The following is a 14,765-nucleotide window of genomic DNA, read 5'->3' as shown; positions in this document are numbered from 1 at the left end:
CATGACTAAAATCACATTAATTACAGGTGGCAATAAAGGCTTAGGTTTCGAAACTGCCAAAGCACTAATCAATGAAGGACATAAAGTATACATTGGGTCTAGAAATGAATCACGTGGACAAGAAGCAGCAAAAGAAATTGGTGCACAATGTGTACAATTAGACGTTACTGATGAGACATCTGTACAACATGCTTTCGACTATATTAAAGATCAAGAAGGTCGCTTAGATGTACTTGTGAACAATGCTGGAATCTCAGGACAATTTGCAAAACCTGCAAATATTACTGTTGAAGACATGGATAAAGTCTATCAAACAAACGTATACGGCATTGTTAGAATGATGAACACATTCATTCCATTACTAGAACAATCAGAACAACCTGTAGTTGTTAATGTAACTAGTGGTTTAGGTTCATTTGGTATGGTAACAAATCCTGAGACAGAAGAATTTCATGTTAATTCATTAGCTTATTGTTCTTCTAAATCAGCTGTCACAATGCTAACAGTTCAATACGCTAAAGGTTTACCTCAAATGCAAATCAATGCTGCCGATCCAGGTTCTACAAATACAGACTTAGTTGGTGACTTTAGCAATAATTCTAAACCAGCTACTGAAGGCATCAAACCTATTGTAGAATTAGCAACAATTGATGCTAATGGACCAACAGGTACGTTCATTAATGGTGATGGCAAAATGCCTTGGTAATTTCAAATTATCAATCAGAAGTATTCCCACTATATAAATAAAAACGCACTATGATGGAGGATTTAAAATGAAAAGTATTACTTTCGAAGAACATTATGTGATAGATGACATTCAAAAAGAAACAATGAGTCAAGCTTCTGCTGACCCTAATGGCGTACCCATGAAAGTCATGTTAGAAGGATTAGAGAAAAAATCAGGTTTTACTGACGCTGATGAAATCTCTCATCATGATAAACGAATTAAATTCATGGATGAACAAAATGTACAAATGCAAGTATTATCATACGGTAATGGTGCACCTTCAAATCTTGAAGGTCAAAAAGCCATCGATTTATGTAAAAAAGCTAATGATCAATTAGCTGACTATATCAAACAATATCCAGATCGTTTTGTAGGATTTGCTACATTACCGATTAACGAACCTGAAGCAGCTGTTGAAGAATTCAAACGTTGTGTCAACGAGTTAGGCTTTAAAGGTGCACTCATCATGGGACGTACAAAAGATGGTTTCTTAGATCAAGATCAATTTGACGGTATTTTTGCAACTGCTGAAGAATTAAATGTACCTATTTATTTACATCCCGCACCCGTAAATAGTGATGTATACCAAGCTTACTATAAAGGTAACTATCCAGAAATCACCGCTGCTACATTCGCTTGTTTCGGTTATGGTTGGCACATCGATGTTGGTATTCATGCAATCCATTTGGTGCTATCAGGTATCTTTGATCGTTACCCTAACTTAAATATGATTATCGGACATTGGGGTGAATTCATTCCATTCTTCTTAGAACGTATGGACGAAACATTATTTGCAGATCATTTAAAACACCCTGTTAGTTATTACTTTAAAAATAATTTCTATATGACACCAAGCGGTATGTTGACTAAGCCACAATTTGATTTAGTTAAAAAAGAAATGGGTATTGACCGAATTTTATATGCGGCAGACTACCCTTATATCGAACCAGAACGTTTAGGCGTATTTTTAGATGAACTTGGTTTAACTGATGAAGAAAAAGAGAAAGTAAGTTATAGAAATGGCGCTAAATTACTTGGCTTAGAATAATATTATTTATAAATCATGCTTTAACTAAATGGAGGTATTTCATATGAATACAATAGAATTAAAAGGTGCTAAATTACGTTATCATCAAATTGGACAAGGTCCGGTATTAATATTCATCCCAGGTGCCAATGGTACTGGTGACATCTTTTTGCCATTAGCACAACAATTAAAAGATCACTTCACTGTAGTTGCAGTGGATCGTCGTGATTATGGTGAAAGTGAGTTAACAGAACCACTACCAGAATCTGCAGCAAATCCAGACGATGATTACCGTGTAAAACGTGACGCACAAGATATTGCAGAATTAGCACAATCACTTAGTGATGAACCTGTCTATATTTTAGGTTCAAGTTCTGGTTCAATCGTTGCTATGCATGTACTTAAAGAACACCCAGAAGTGGTTAAACAAATTGCTTTCCATGAACCACCAATCAATACATTCTTACCAGATAGTAAATACTGGAAAGATAAAAATGATGAAATTGTAAACCAAATCCTTACAGAAGGTTTAGAAAAAGGTATGAAAACATTTGCTCAAACACTTAATATTGCACCCATCGATGCTAAAATGATGTCTCAGCCTGCAGAAACAGAAGAAGCTCAAAAGGAACAATATCAACGTGTGATGTTCTGGTCTGAATACGAAATTCGCCAATATACACACTCAGATATTACTTTAGATGACTTTAAAAAACATGAAGATCAAATCACATTACTAAATGGTACTGACTCTAAAGGATCATTCCCACAAGATGTTAACTTCTATATTAATGAACAAATTGGTTTACCTATCTTTGATATTCCTGGCGGTCATTTAGGTTATGTACAAAAACCTGAAGGCTTTGCCGAAGTATTATTAAAAATGTGGCATAAATAAGTTGATGAAAAAGAGGTCGAGACAAAAGTGTTTAGGATTTGAGCAGAACTGAACAATGATAAAGAACTACTTCCTTATTCATAGGTTAGTAGTTCTTACAAACTCAATAGTTGAGTTTGTTCATTTGAATTGTTTTCCAGATTTTGGCGAATCGTGAGCGTATGCTCAACTTGCATTGTTTGCAGAAATTGGAATACCAATTTCTCTATGTTGGGTCCCTTCTGCCGATAATCCTGCTTTTGAGACGCCGTTAATCGGTTTCCCAAAGCACAAAAACGTTATGTCTCAACCTCTTTCCTACGATTAGTCAAGTACTTATAATTAAAATAAGCATTACTTAACTAAACCGTTCAATTTAATTTTTTTGAATAAGGTGTTAAACTGTATTTGATTGTACGTTTGGCTAATGTGGGGACATTTGATAATCGTACAATTTCTGATTCATTATCAAGTAATGAATCGTTTTTAATAGTCGATTTATACAAGCGATGACGGCAGTCTTATGAGATTTCTCATTAGGCTGCTTTCTTAGTTTGTAATAATAATCGACGACATGATTATCATAATGATGTTGACCCCTTATAATATTCATAACCACCCAAAATAAAAGTCTTCTCGCTTTTTTATTTCTACGCTTGTTGATTGTATCTCTACTAGAAGTACCACCTGATTGATATCGTTTGATATCAATACCTACAAAAGCATTGAGCTGTTTATGTGATCTAAATCTTGTAATATCTCCAATTTCCCCAATAATCATCGCTGCGCTTAGTTCACCAATACCTGGTATCGAATAAATCTTTTCAAAACAATCGAGTTGTTTTGCTAATTGAATCATGGCATCATCTAATTGTTTAAGACGTTGGATAGATTGTTTTAATTGTTGAATAAGTAAACGTACTTTTTCAACTAGAAAAGAATGTCTATCGACATTAGGATAGCTTTCCGAAGCGATATTTATTAGTTGTTGCGCATATTTTTCAGCTTTATATATTGATAAACCTTTATCTGTAGAATTGAATATATGTGTAATCAGTATGTCTCTATCTAAATCAATAACCAAGTCTGGATGAGTGAATATTTCAGCGATGTTAAGCGCAATGATTGAATATCGACTACTAAATAATTTTTCTAAACCAGGAAATGTTTGATGGAGTAGTTCAACAATCTCAAATTTAAAATGATTTTGTTCACTTTCAATCTCTAGATGAAAACGGGCACGTTCTCTTAATTCAAAGAATATTGATTCATGAGTAGGTAAGCTGTCCGTTTGTTTGAGAGTAGGCGCTAAATGAGCGAGTTTGTGAGCATCAGCCTGATCAGTTTTCCATGATCTTAAAGAACTCGTTCTAAATTTAGCTTCTAACGGATTCATTTCTATATAGTTAATTTGATTTACACGACAAAATCGTACCATAGCTCTTGAATAGATACCTGTAGATTCAAAAATGATTTTTGGATGGTTTAAGTCGTTCAAATACTTTAATAAATAATTGTAACCATTTTTATTATTCTGAATGGTAAATTCCTTTTGGAATTTCTCATCTTTATAATGGGCGACGACACTATTTCTTTTACTAATATCAATCCCTAAATAATCGATAACTAAAACCTCCTTGCTTAATTTGAGAAGTTTAAACTTTACTTAACCTTTCTCATTTCATTTTCCTATACACGGTTTCAAGAACCCAACATACTACAATCGAATTTCAAAAGGCGAGAGTAAAGCTGACTTGTTTTATAAACGGATTTAAAACCCAAGAGCCTGCACAGTCTACTTCTCTCTTTACAACTATAAAAAATAGCTGTGAAAAAATCTATCGTCATAGATTTCTTCACAGCTAATCTTAGTATGTTTCTTTACCCCAATATTGTTTCCATTGAACGATTAACACTACTCGCATACATTCCACCGAATTTTAATAAATGTATCATCAATAAATATAATCTATAAAATTCTAATCGTTCATATGCACCCTTTGCTAATGGGTAATGCTTTTCATATTCATCATAAAATTCTTGAGTAAAACCACCAAATACGGTTGTAATACCTAAATCAAATTCACGATCACCGTACAACGGTGCTGGATCAAATAAAGCTGGACGACCATCTGTTAAAAACATATAATTACCGCCCCATAAGTCACCATGCAATAACGATGGCTTACTTTGGTGTTGATCTAATGCATCTAGCATAACCGCTCTCACCTGTTCATATACTTTATTATCTTCTTCATTCCATAGTTGTTTACGTAATAATTCATCCCGAATATGATCCATACGGCGATAAATAAAAATGTCTTTCCAATTGTCCGTCCATGAATTATCAAATGAAATATCGCCACCTTCATGTGGCAATCTGAATCCAAATTGACCATCTTCTTGTTGTTGACTATGCATTTTAGCAACTAATTGTCCCAAGTCTTTTTGACTTCCAGTTGGTCCTTCCTCAAGATAACTTAAAATTAAATAAGCATCCCCATTTATCTCACCACTTGCAATGACTTTAGGAGCAGTAATTCCTGCATTTTCGAATTCATTTAATCCTGCTATTTCTGCAGCATAAAATGATTCATCTCGATTACGTTGTACTAATAAGAAGAACGTATCATCTTGTTGCGTTGTTACTTTAAATGCTTCATTCACATCTCCACCACTGACTGGCGTAATATCTTTAATATAATCTAGCGGTAAATGTGCTTTCCAATCTATAGCCATGATGTCACCTTCCCTATATTACTGAATACTAATTATATTACCTCTTTTCCAATCTCTTAATCGTTAAGGACGATATCAATATGTAGTCCTACGTTATAAAAGTTCGTCTATTTTTTTAATTTTTATAATTTAACTAGGAAATTGCAAATGAAAATGCTAGTCTATTAAAAGGAAAAGTTTCACATATATTAAGTTGAGGATAGTAAGCCTCAAATATAATGAACTAGGAGCGTTAACATGTATAAATTAATTAAACCCCTTTTATTTAAAATTGAACCTGAAAAAGCACACGGATTAACTATCGATGCCTTAAAAATTGCACAAAAGCAATCCTATGTATTACCGATTATGAAAAAATTATTCGATTATCAAAATCCAATGTTATCTCAAGATATTCACGGTATTACATTTGAAAACCCAATCGGTCTTGCAGCTGGTTATGATAAATCTTGCGAAGTACCTAAAGCTTTAGAAAACCTTGGTTTCGGCGCATTAGAACTTGGTGGTATCACACCAAAGCCACAACCAGGTAATCCACAGCCTCGTATGTATCGTTTATTAGAAGATGATGCCTTAATTAATCGTATGGGCTTTAATAATATCGGTATGAACAAAGCACTTAGTCATTTACGTCGCTACGCTTATCATACACCTATAGGTCTAAACGTAGGCGTCAACAAAATGACCTCTTACGACGAACGTTATCAAGACTACATTAAAGTTATCGATACATTCAAAAATGATGTTAATTTCTTCACTGTCAATATTAGCTCACCTAATACTGAAAACTTACAAAATTTTCACGATAAAGATGAATTTTCAATGTTATGCAATGCCTTAGAAAACTTTAAAGCGAACAATGAAATCAATGTACCTATTTTCTTAAAATTGACCTCTGATATGGATGAAGAAGGTTTGAAATCTCTATTACCAACTATTCAAACACATTTCGATGGTGTCATTCTTGCAAATACGACACGCAAACGTGATGGCTTGAAATCAGCAAATCGTGTTGAAGATGGTGGTTTAAGCGGACGTCCGTTATTTGAACGTAATTTAAAACTTGTTAAATTAGCATATCAAGAAACTAAGGGAGAACTCTTAATTATTGGTACAGGTGGCATCTTTAATACTGAGGATGCCATTCAAATGCTACGTAATGGCGCCTCTTTATTACAAATATACTCTTCATTAGTTATGGAAGGTCCAGGATTAACTAAAAAAATAAATAAAGATATTGTTCAATATTTAAACCAAAACGGTTATCATCATATTAGCGATATTATCGGATTAGATGTAAAATAATTAAAAAGCAAGTTAACGATGAATCAATGACTTTACATCAAGTATAATCATTAAAAGTATGTGTCATGAATATAGGAGGCATTATACAATGCGAGAAGATATCAAAGATAAAGAAATGAATCAGTCCACACAACAAGACACAACAGAAAACAGTAAATCACATCCTTCAAATGATGAAGATGAAAGAAAAGGCTTAAATGGCTATCGAAAAACAGATCTCGATTTAGAAATCGAACGTGAATTACAAGAAATGATGCAAAATGAAGACAAAGAAATTAAAAAAGAAAATAAACGATTTAAATTCTTTTCTTTTGCAGCAATGCTCGTCATAGCTATTATGGCTATCGTCCGTTTCATTCATAGAATGATCTAATTAATATGATGACCCAGAGTAAAAGATATAATATCTTCGCTCTGGGTCATTTTTAAAATTGCTTTAAAAATTCATTGGCTTCTTTATTAATTTCTTTAAAATCAATCCCTTGTTTCATTGCGGCAAACACACACCCACAGTAACACTGTCTAAAAATATGATAATCTTTACACATTTCAATGGAACGCTCATATCCCCTGTTTTTCTTGAAATCACTTGGTAAATATTTAATATCATAAATTTGTTGAACATCCATACCAAGTTGATTAATTAATTGCGCATTCTTCTTGGGCGATAACGTGATTGCACTACCAAAGTAATCATAACCATATTTAACAGCTGCTTCGGCAACCATCTCGAGCCTCATTTCAAAACAAGCTGTACATCGAAGACCACCTTCTTTTTCTTCAGTAAGTCCTCTTGATTTAGCCATTTTCATAAATTCATGTGGTTGATAAGCTGCTTCAATATATTTTACATTAGCTCCTGTCTGTTCATTAAAATCATTTACAAACATTTCTTGAACTTTAGCGCGTCTTAAATATTCACTCTTAGGGTGAATATTGGGATTGGCAAAATATATCGCGATATCAGCATATTGTGTTAAAAATTCTAAAGTATAGGTACTACAAGGTGCACAACAACTATGTAATAAAATTTTAGGTCGCTCCCCGTTTTGTTCCCATTGTTGAATCATTTTCCTTAAAACTTTGTCATAATTGACCTTTTGGTTCTTCATTTTCTTTAAAATTTCGCCCGCTTCAATCAAAAGAAACCCCTCCTTTTTATGTCATAATATAATTTATGAATATTATACAATAAATTATACATAAAAAGTGCCTTTCTAGTTCCCTACGATATCCATATAAACGATACATTTGAAAACTGTGTCTTTCTTCATTTATTAATAAACCAATCATACATAATTCTATTCTTTTTACATAAAACATTGTATGATGTGGTTAGCAATAAAATTAAAAAATAACAAGGGGTATTTTATGACTCAATTATCACCATATTTAGCTTTTCCAAATACAAAAGAAGCACTTAAATATTATGAAGAGGTTTTTGGCGCAACAAATATTAAACGTTTAGAGGTTGGCGAAGATCAAGCTGAACATTTTGGTATGACTAAAGCGCAAGCCAAAGAGGCAACAATGCATTCTGAATTTGAAATTGTTGGGGTAAAAATCCTAGGCGCGGATTCATTCAGCCGAATCCAACCTATCAATAACGGCATTTCATTATTAATTGATTTTGATATTAATGATCAAGCTGATGTAGAAAGAGTCGAAGCTTTCTATGATAAAATTAAAGACCATGATTCTATCGACATTGAATTACCATTATCAGAGCAATTCTGGGGCGGTAAAATGGGCGTATTTACAGATAAATACGGTGTAAGATGGATGTTACACGGTCAAGATTACACTGCAATGCCACAATCATAATTAATATAAGAAGGTCGAGACATAACATTTTTGTCCCGACCTTTTTTTATTCTGCTCTTCTAATTATCGTAGCTGGTCCATTGTTAACAATATCGTAAAAATACTGTATCAAGTCATCTTTAGCAATACGATTAGGATCCTCGACCCAGTGGCGGATAAATGATAATCCAGCACCTGATACATAACTCATAAAATAAGAAAACGGAATATCTCCTATTTTATTGTTTTCATTTTTAAAATGATTTAAATGACCTGTGATTAATTCATATAACTTTTCATGTAAATTCGAATCTTTACCCATCGTAAACATTAACTGATAAAATTCCATATTCTTTTCTATATTGCCTATTAAAAATTCCATAATCGTGCGGATACTTTCAGTAGAAAATGTTTGATTTCTATATACATCTCCCTCTTCAATAAACGTTCTAATAATTTCTACTTGTTCATCTTCCATTTTTTCTAATAAATCATATTTATCTATGTAATGAGTATAAAAAGTACTGCGATTCACATCTGCCAAATCTGATATTTGTTGAACTGTGATTTGTTCTAATTCATATTTATAAAGTAAATTGATAAAAGCTTGTCTAATGGCTGTTTGTGATTTTCTAACACGTCGGTCTTGTGGCATTATGTCACTTCCTTATAGCTTTCTTTCCAACAATTATAAGGTGTTTGTTGGTTAACATACAAATCATCTACATTGATGATTGGAATTAACCACATAACCCTTTACGATAAAAGTGTAAAGAAAACAAACCAAAAAAGGGTGATTCATATGACAAGAAATTTATTAGGTAATCCTCAATTAACTGTCACAGATGTTAACGATGTTAAAGAAGGTCTTAATCATATCGTTGTTGATAGTGTACAATTTGGTAATCAAGAAATGATTATGGAAAAAGATGTAGCTGTAGAAATGAAAGATGGTGAAAAATTATACGTCAATATTTTCCGTCCAAATAAAGAAGGACAATTTCCAGTTGTCATGTCAGCCGACACATACGGCAAAGATAATAAACCTAAAATTACTAACATGGGGGCACAATGGCCTACATTAGGTCCTATTCCAACTTCTAGTTTTACACCAGAAGAATCACCTGATCCAGGTTTCTGGGTACCTCAAGATTATGTAGTAGTTAAACTTGCTTTAAGAGGTAGTTCTAAATCAAACGGTGTTCTATCACCTTGGTCAAAACGTGAAGCTGAAGACTACTATGAAGTCATCGAATGGGCTGCACAACAAGAATGGAGTAATGGTAATGTGGGTACCAATGGTGTATCTTACCTAGCTGTTACACAATGGTGGGTTGCTTCATTAAATCCTCCTCATTTAAAAGCTATGATTCCTTGGGAAGGGCTCAATGATATGTATCGCGAAGTAGCCTTCCATGGCGGTATTCCTGATACAGGTTTCTTCCGTTTCTGGGTTCAAGGTATTTTTGCAAGATGGACTGACAATCCAAATATTGAAGATTTAGTTCAAGCTCAAAAAGAGCATCCATTATTCGATGACTATTGGAAACAACGTCAAGCACCATTACACCAAATTAAAACACCATTATTAGCTTGTGCAAGTTGGTCAACACAAGGTTTACACAATCGTGGTTCATTTGAAGGGTTTAAACAAGCAAGTTCAGAAGATAAATGGTTATATATCCATGGTCGTAAAGAATGGGAAAGCTATTATGCTCGAGAAAATCTTGAACGCCAAAAAGCATTTTTCGATTATTACCTAAAAGAAGAAGATAATGATTGGAAAGAAACACCAACTGTCACTTATGAAGTAAGAGATCAATTCTATAAAGGTGAATTCAAAACAGCATCAGCATTCCCACTACCAAATACGAACTACACACCTTTATATCTAAATGCTGACGACTTAACTTTAAATCAAAATGCTGTCAACGAAGAAAGTTCAACTCAATACGATTCTGAAAATGAACAAGATGATGTGCGCTTTAGCTATACATTCGATCACGACACAGAATTAGTAGGTAATATGAACTTGAAACTTTGGGTAAGTACAGATGATGCAGACGATATGGACTTATTCGCAGGTATTAAAAAACTAGACCGTCGCGGTAACGAAGTACACTTCCCAGACTTCAACCATATTGAACAAGGTCAAGTAGCTACTGGTTGGTTACGTGCATCTCATCGGGAGTTAGACCAAGACAAATCAACTATCGCTCAACCTTGGCATAAACATGAACAAGAGCTCAAACTTAATAAAGGAGACATTGTTCCTGTTGAAGTTGAATTATTACCATCTGGCACACGTTTCAAACAAGGCGAAACATTAGTAGTTGTTGTCAAAGGCAGTGAAATTGTTAAAGGTAATAGTACGCCTGGTATGAAAACACGCTATGAACATGAAGAACGCGTTAACAAAGGTCTTCATCATATTCTTACAGGTGGACAATATGATTCTCAACTTATCGTTCCAGTAACAAAATAATACCATATATTTAAGAAAGGACCACTCCTCAGAGTGGCCCTTTCTTTTGTTTAATTAAAGTATGAAACTGATATCTTTAAAGTATGAAAATCTTAATAGCCAGAACCGACTTTATCGCCGTCTTTATCATATTCTGTTACATAACCATCATCTGTGTCTACTGTATATGACCCAGCTAAGTCTCCATCTTTATCTTCAAATGAGAAGCCCCATTTGCCGTCATCCGTTTTTTCAGGTTCTTTATACGTATACGTATCTGTATCTAATTTATGACCTTCATATGATTCCACTTTGTCGATAACATTACTTCTTGTCACTTCACCTGAGTCGCTACTGTCACTGTCATCGTCTTTATCCATTTTCTTATCATATGCGTCATCAATCGCGTCTTCATCAAATTTCAATGTGACTTCAGATACGCCATCATCTTCGTTACTAGCACTGGAAACGTTCACTGAACTTGATTTAAATGACTGACCATCTAATGTACCTTGAGCATAAACAATTACCTCTTCATCAGGATCATATGGACCATACGTTTTTGATTCATCACCTGAATTTTTATCGTTCACATAGATTTTAATATCATCTAACATCGAACCACCTTCAGTTGTCACAGTGAAACGCTTTTGTTTAAATGATTCCTTGGCAGTAGCTTTATCTTCACTCATATTAATGTCAAGCGCACCATTAAACGTTTTGCCATCTATCTTCTTAGACGCTTTTAGATTATAGTCGCCTATTGGAAATGCGCCTAACGTTTTTTCTTCTTCTTTCTCAACAGAAATATGGTGTTTCTCTCCATTAAAAGTATAAGTAATGTCACCACTATCATTAGGATAAATGGATACCGTTTGTTGAGGAATATTAAAGTTGTACTTATCGAAGAATAGATATTTTTTACCATTCTTCTCAATATTCAAGACATTATTATCATTCGCATTGACTGATAAACTTTTATACTTACCTTGCTTGATTTCTTTAGTATTATTTTTAATTTGATTGGCAACGTTAGTTAAATCGTCTTCAGCTTTAATGTAATTTAAATATGCCCTTGCTTCTTCTTCACTCAATTTATGATTATCTGACGTCACTTGTTTAGCTAAACCTTTAGCATCATCTTTTTTCACTGCATGTGCGATATTGTCCGCTTGACTTTCAGGTGAAAATTGATGTTTCAAGATTGCAAAAATGGCAATTAACATAGCCAATACAACCGCAATAATCAAAATAATTAAGATGATCTTTTTCTTACTTTTCTTAGGTTGTGGTTCATACTGTTGATGTGTATTCGCATTATTATAACCTTGTTGTCGTTGTGCATTTCCTTGATTTTGAGTTGATTGTGATGTGTTTGATGATCCATTAACTGGCGCACCACAATTTGTACATATCTTTACGTCTGGGCGTAAAGGATTACCGCAATTACTACAATATTTCATTAAAACGTACTACCCCCACCAAATAAGCTATCAAATAATGAATCTTTCGTTTCATTGAATGATTCTAAGATACTTGAGAATGTTACTTCACCAAATATTCTCATTAAAATGAAAATAACAATTAAATAAATAATAATACCGTAAAAACTAGAAAATCTAGTGTGGTTAATACCACTATATTTAGCAATAAGATAGACACCTGACGTAACAAGTATAACGAAAGATAAGATGAGAACGACTGTACCAAACGTATATGCTTCCATTACTAATAAAATAATTGATAGTAATAATGTTGCTACTGTGACACTATTTATAAATACAAAATCTGAAAGTACTTTTTTAAATGGTATCGCTTGGACTACTACTAATCTAGTAATAGCAAACGTTGCGCCTACAATTGCAGCTAATAAAATAATTAAGCTAAAAATAATAGAAAAAACAATTTTAGATTCTGAAGTGAATAATGATACTTCTTCTGGAATAGCTAAGAATAAAATAATCGCTATTAAAATTAATCCAATTGCTAAAAGTGACCCTAATAATTTGAAACTAAATGTATGTATACTTTTAATTTCTCTGTCTGGATCTACAAAGGCACTTTTGAAAAAACCTTTACTTTCAGCTGTAACCTCTTTAGCTTGTTCACTAAATTGGTTAGGTTGCTTTTGATAACCATGTGGTTGTTGTTGATATTGTTGATTTTGGAATTGTTGATGTTGTTGCTGATATTGCTGGTTTTGGAATTGCTGTTGATGAGTATTGTTTGACGCTTGTTGCTGTTGACTATGATTGAAGTTTGAGTTTGAACTACTTTCTGTAGATCCAGTATGTTGATTCATAGAATTAAATGAAGCACCTTGGTTCATAGATTGTGATTGTTCATGTGAGGCATTGCTAGTTGAATTGATCGTGTGGTGACTGGATGGTTGTGTTGAATGATGAGACTGTGTATTAGAGTCTGCTTTTTGAATATCATTTTCAGCGGCTGTGACTGCTTTAGATTGACGGTCTAATTTAGTACCACATTCTCCACAAAAAACGTCATCTTGTTCGACTTGATGACCACAATTTGGACATTTCATAATGTTACCCCCAATTTCTATTTTTAATCTTTGCAAAGTATAACATTATATTTATGTTGTTTTCTATGGATTTTTGAAATATTTATAAAATTCTTTATTAAAGTTAGTTATATTTTTAGATAGACCAAATACCTTTATAGATATTTGTACTAAAATTATTTTATTTTAATATCTATCAAAAACCTCCTATCGTTATCAAACCAATAAAAAAAGAGAAGTGCTTCTCGCCTTCTCTTTTATATCAATATGATTTAATTTTTTGTCATATCATGGTTATCTTTATTTCGAGTCTGATTAAAGACTTCCGACTCATTAAATTTAAGTACAACATTAACTGGACTTTCATCGCTATTAATTGATGGTACATTCACTTCATTGGATTTGAATGATTGATTCCCTATATAACCTAATCCATATACAAGTAAGTCTTCTTCCCCGCTATACGGCCCATATGTGATGTAATCTTTAACTCTACCGATATGTTTATCATTTAATACTAACTCTACTTTTTTAAACATATAACTGTTTTTAGTTGTCACTTTAAAACGCTTTTCACTAAAATCTTCTTTAGCCATTGTGCCATATTGCTTTAAACTTAATATGATATCGCCATCATAGGTACGATTACCCACTTTTTTAGTTGCTTTTAATTTATATTCACCTAATGGTACTGCTTCAAGACTCACTATATGCCCTTTCACCAAACGTATTTCATGCTTTTTGTCATTTAATTGATATGTCAATTTACCATTATCTTTAGCATCTAATATAAAACGAAATTGTGGTATTTCAAATTGAAATTCTTTGATATAACCATATAATTGCGTTTTCTTATTTATTGTTAAAATTGTCACACCATCAATGTTGATATCTTGTGATGTAGCTTCACTCTGATCTAGATGGCGGATGGCAGATTTGATTTGTTTCATATATCTATCCGAGCCACCCATTTTTTGAATTAAAGAAAAATATGCTGTCGCTTCTTCATCTGTCAGTGATTGATGATTTGAGGTAACCAATGTTGATAATTGATCTTTATCTTTATATCTCATCGTATCTGAAAATGCTTGAATTCTTTTATCAGCTGAATTTTCATATCTAAAATAGTATACCCAACTTACTAATGTAATGACCATGAGCATCACTAAAAGGACAATCAAGAACAATGGTTTTCGTGGCTTGCGAAAACGGTACCTATGCGATTTACGTGTGGCATGTATTCGATGCAAATGAGTATTGTTGTATTTTTTGTTCGACGCTTTTGAACGATGCGATGAA

At 33.2% G+C, this 14,765-nt stretch carries 14 protein-coding genes; 7 read left to right on the top strand and 7 right to left on the bottom strand.

Annotated elements, in window-relative coordinates:
- Position 1 precedes the first annotated feature (1 nt).
- The 3 genes from LPC11_RS01630 to LPC11_RS01620 all read left to right on the top strand — a co-directional run bounded on the left by LPC11_RS01630 (position 2) and on the right by LPC11_RS01620 (position 2,652).
- Positions 2 to 706, top strand: coding sequence for an SDR family NAD(P)-dependent oxidoreductase (locus tag LPC11_RS01630; RefSeq protein ID WP_023374160.1), 705 nt, complete (start codon positions 2 to 4; stop codon positions 704 to 706).
- A gap of 67 nt (positions 707 to 773) precedes the next feature.
- The gene (locus LPC11_RS01625; protein ID WP_023374161.1) at positions 774 to 1,775 is read left to right on the top strand and encodes an amidohydrolase family protein; all 1,002 of its coding nucleotides are present in this window, start codon (positions 774 to 776) and stop codon (positions 1,773 to 1,775) included.
- Positions 1,776 to 1,818: 43 nt separating this feature from the next.
- The gene (locus LPC11_RS01620; RefSeq protein WP_023374162.1) at positions 1,819 to 2,652 is read left to right on the top strand and encodes an alpha/beta hydrolase; all 834 of its coding nucleotides are present in this window, start codon (positions 1,819 to 1,821) and stop codon (positions 2,650 to 2,652) included.
- A gap of 403 nt (positions 2,653 to 3,055) precedes the next feature.
- Here LPC11_RS01620 and LPC11_RS01615 read toward each other — a convergent pair whose 3' ends face one another.
- Positions 3,056 to 4,255, bottom strand: a complete 1,200-nt coding sequence (locus tag LPC11_RS01615) for an IS110 family RNA-guided transposase (RefSeq protein ID WP_081698184.1) — start codon at positions 4,253 to 4,255, stop codon at positions 3,056 to 3,058.
- Between the two features lie 257 nt (positions 4,256 to 4,512).
- Complete coding sequence (locus LPC11_RS01610; RefSeq protein WP_023374164.1) at positions 4,513 to 5,370, bottom strand: fructosamine kinase family protein; 858 nt, start codon at positions 5,368 to 5,370, stop codon at positions 4,513 to 4,515.
- A gap of 237 nt (positions 5,371 to 5,607) precedes the next feature.
- On the opposite strand from LPC11_RS01610, the gene LPC11_RS01605 reads away from it, so the two are divergent.
- Positions 5,608 to 6,675 (top strand): quinone-dependent dihydroorotate dehydrogenase, encoded by a 1,068-nt coding sequence (locus tag LPC11_RS01605; protein ID WP_023374165.1) that lies wholly within the window; start codon positions 5,608 to 5,610, stop codon positions 6,673 to 6,675.
- 88 nt (positions 6,676 to 6,763) lie between these two features.
- A complete protein-coding gene (locus tag LPC11_RS01600; RefSeq protein ID WP_002467247.1) occupies positions 6,764 to 7,048 on the top strand; it encodes a hypothetical protein in 285 nt (94 codons plus the stop codon).
- A 52-nt stretch (positions 7,049 to 7,100) separates the two neighbouring features.
- Here the strand turns inward: LPC11_RS01600 and LPC11_RS01595 are convergent, their stop codons facing one another.
- On the bottom strand, positions 7,101 to 7,787 hold the full coding sequence (locus LPC11_RS01595) for an epoxyqueuosine reductase QueH (protein ID WP_023374166.1): 687 nt from the start codon (positions 7,785 to 7,787) through the stop codon (positions 7,101 to 7,103).
- A 259-nt stretch (positions 7,788 to 8,046) separates the two neighbouring features.
- Between LPC11_RS01595 and LPC11_RS01590 the strand changes: the two genes are divergently transcribed.
- Complete coding sequence (locus LPC11_RS01590; RefSeq protein ID WP_023374167.1) at positions 8,047 to 8,499, top strand: VOC family protein; 453 nt, start codon at positions 8,047 to 8,049, stop codon at positions 8,497 to 8,499.
- A gap of 46 nt (positions 8,500 to 8,545) precedes the next feature.
- Here the strand turns inward: LPC11_RS01590 and LPC11_RS01585 are convergent, their stop codons facing one another.
- On the bottom strand, positions 8,546 to 9,133 hold the full coding sequence (locus tag LPC11_RS01585) for a TetR/AcrR family transcriptional regulator (protein WP_023374168.1): 588 nt from the start codon (positions 9,131 to 9,133) through the stop codon (positions 8,546 to 8,548).
- A 147-nt stretch (positions 9,134 to 9,280) separates the two neighbouring features.
- Here LPC11_RS01585 and LPC11_RS01580 point away from each other — a divergent pair, with 147 nt between their 5' ends.
- Positions 9,281 to 10,963, top strand: coding sequence for a CocE/NonD family hydrolase (locus LPC11_RS01580; protein WP_023374169.1), 1,683 nt, complete (start codon positions 9,281 to 9,283; stop codon positions 10,961 to 10,963).
- 92 nt (positions 10,964 to 11,055) lie between these two features.
- Here the strand turns inward: LPC11_RS01580 and LPC11_RS01575 are convergent, their stop codons facing one another.
- The 3 genes from LPC11_RS01575 to LPC11_RS01565 all read right to left on the bottom strand — a co-directional run bounded on the left by LPC11_RS01575 (position 11,056) and on the right by LPC11_RS01565 (position 14,623).
- The gene (locus LPC11_RS01575; RefSeq protein ID WP_023374170.1) at positions 11,056 to 12,405 is read right to left on the bottom strand and encodes a zinc ribbon domain-containing protein; all 1,350 of its coding nucleotides are present in this window, start codon (positions 12,403 to 12,405) and stop codon (positions 11,056 to 11,058) included.
- Positions 12,405 to 13,487, bottom strand: coding sequence for a zinc ribbon domain-containing protein (locus LPC11_RS01570; protein ID WP_023374171.1), 1,083 nt, complete (start codon positions 13,485 to 13,487; stop codon positions 12,405 to 12,407). The genes LPC11_RS01575 and LPC11_RS01570 overlap by 1 nt, the downstream gene beginning before the upstream one ends.
- A 251-nt stretch (positions 13,488 to 13,738) precedes the next feature.
- Entirely contained in the window at positions 13,739 to 14,623 is an 885-nt protein-coding gene (locus LPC11_RS01565) for a TcaA second domain-containing protein (protein WP_041613743.1), read from the bottom strand.
- Positions 14,624 to 14,765: the final 142 nt, after the last annotated feature.

It is taken from the genome of Staphylococcus sp. HL28 (genome assembly GCF_021117155.1).
Classification (GTDB): Bacteria; Bacillota; Bacilli; order Staphylococcales; family Staphylococcaceae; genus Staphylococcus; species Staphylococcus warneri.
The sequence above is the reverse complement of the archived record's forward strand: the minus strand, read 5'-3'. Positions and strand labels throughout refer to the sequence as shown.

Excerpts from the sequence above, each read along its gene's own strand:
- LPC11_RS01610 (WP_023374164.1), bottom strand. The coding sequence starts at position 5,370 with ATGGCTATAGATTGGAAAGCACATTTACCGCTAGATTATATTAAAGAT.
- LPC11_RS01585 (WP_023374168.1), bottom strand. The coding sequence starts at position 9,133 with ATGCCACAAGACCGACGTGTTAGAAAATCACAAACAGCCATTAGACAA.
- LPC11_RS01575 (WP_023374170.1), bottom strand. The coding sequence starts at position 12,405 with ATGAAATATTGTAGTAATTGCGGTAATCCTTTACGCCCAGACGTAAAG.
- LPC11_RS01630 (WP_023374160.1), top strand. The coding sequence starts at position 2 with ATGACTAAAATCACATTAATTACAGGTGGCAATAAAGGCTTAGGTTTC.
- LPC11_RS01600 (WP_002467247.1), top strand. The coding sequence starts at position 6,764 with ATGCGAGAAGATATCAAAGATAAAGAAATGAATCAGTCCACACAACAA.
- LPC11_RS01595 (WP_023374166.1), bottom strand. The coding sequence starts at position 7,787 with ATGAAGAACCAAAAGGTCAATTATGACAAAGTTTTAAGGAAAATGATT.
- LPC11_RS01605 (WP_023374165.1), top strand. The coding sequence starts at position 5,608 with ATGTATAAATTAATTAAACCCCTTTTATTTAAAATTGAACCTGAAAAA.
- LPC11_RS01620 (WP_023374162.1), top strand. The coding sequence starts at position 1,819 with ATGAATACAATAGAATTAAAAGGTGCTAAATTACGTTATCATCAAATT.
- LPC11_RS01580 (WP_023374169.1), top strand. The coding sequence starts at position 9,281 with ATGACAAGAAATTTATTAGGTAATCCTCAATTAACTGTCACAGATGTT.
- LPC11_RS01590 (WP_023374167.1), top strand. The coding sequence starts at position 8,047 with ATGACTCAATTATCACCATATTTAGCTTTTCCAAATACAAAAGAAGCA.
- LPC11_RS01570 (WP_023374171.1), bottom strand. The coding sequence starts at position 13,487 with ATGAAATGTCCAAATTGTGGTCATCAAGTCGAACAAGATGACGTTTTT.
- LPC11_RS01565 (WP_041613743.1), bottom strand. The coding sequence starts at position 14,623 with ATGGTCATTACATTAGTAAGTTGGGTATACTATTTTAGATATGAAAAT.
- LPC11_RS01625 (WP_023374161.1), top strand. The coding sequence starts at position 774 with ATGAAAAGTATTACTTTCGAAGAACATTATGTGATAGATGACATTCAA.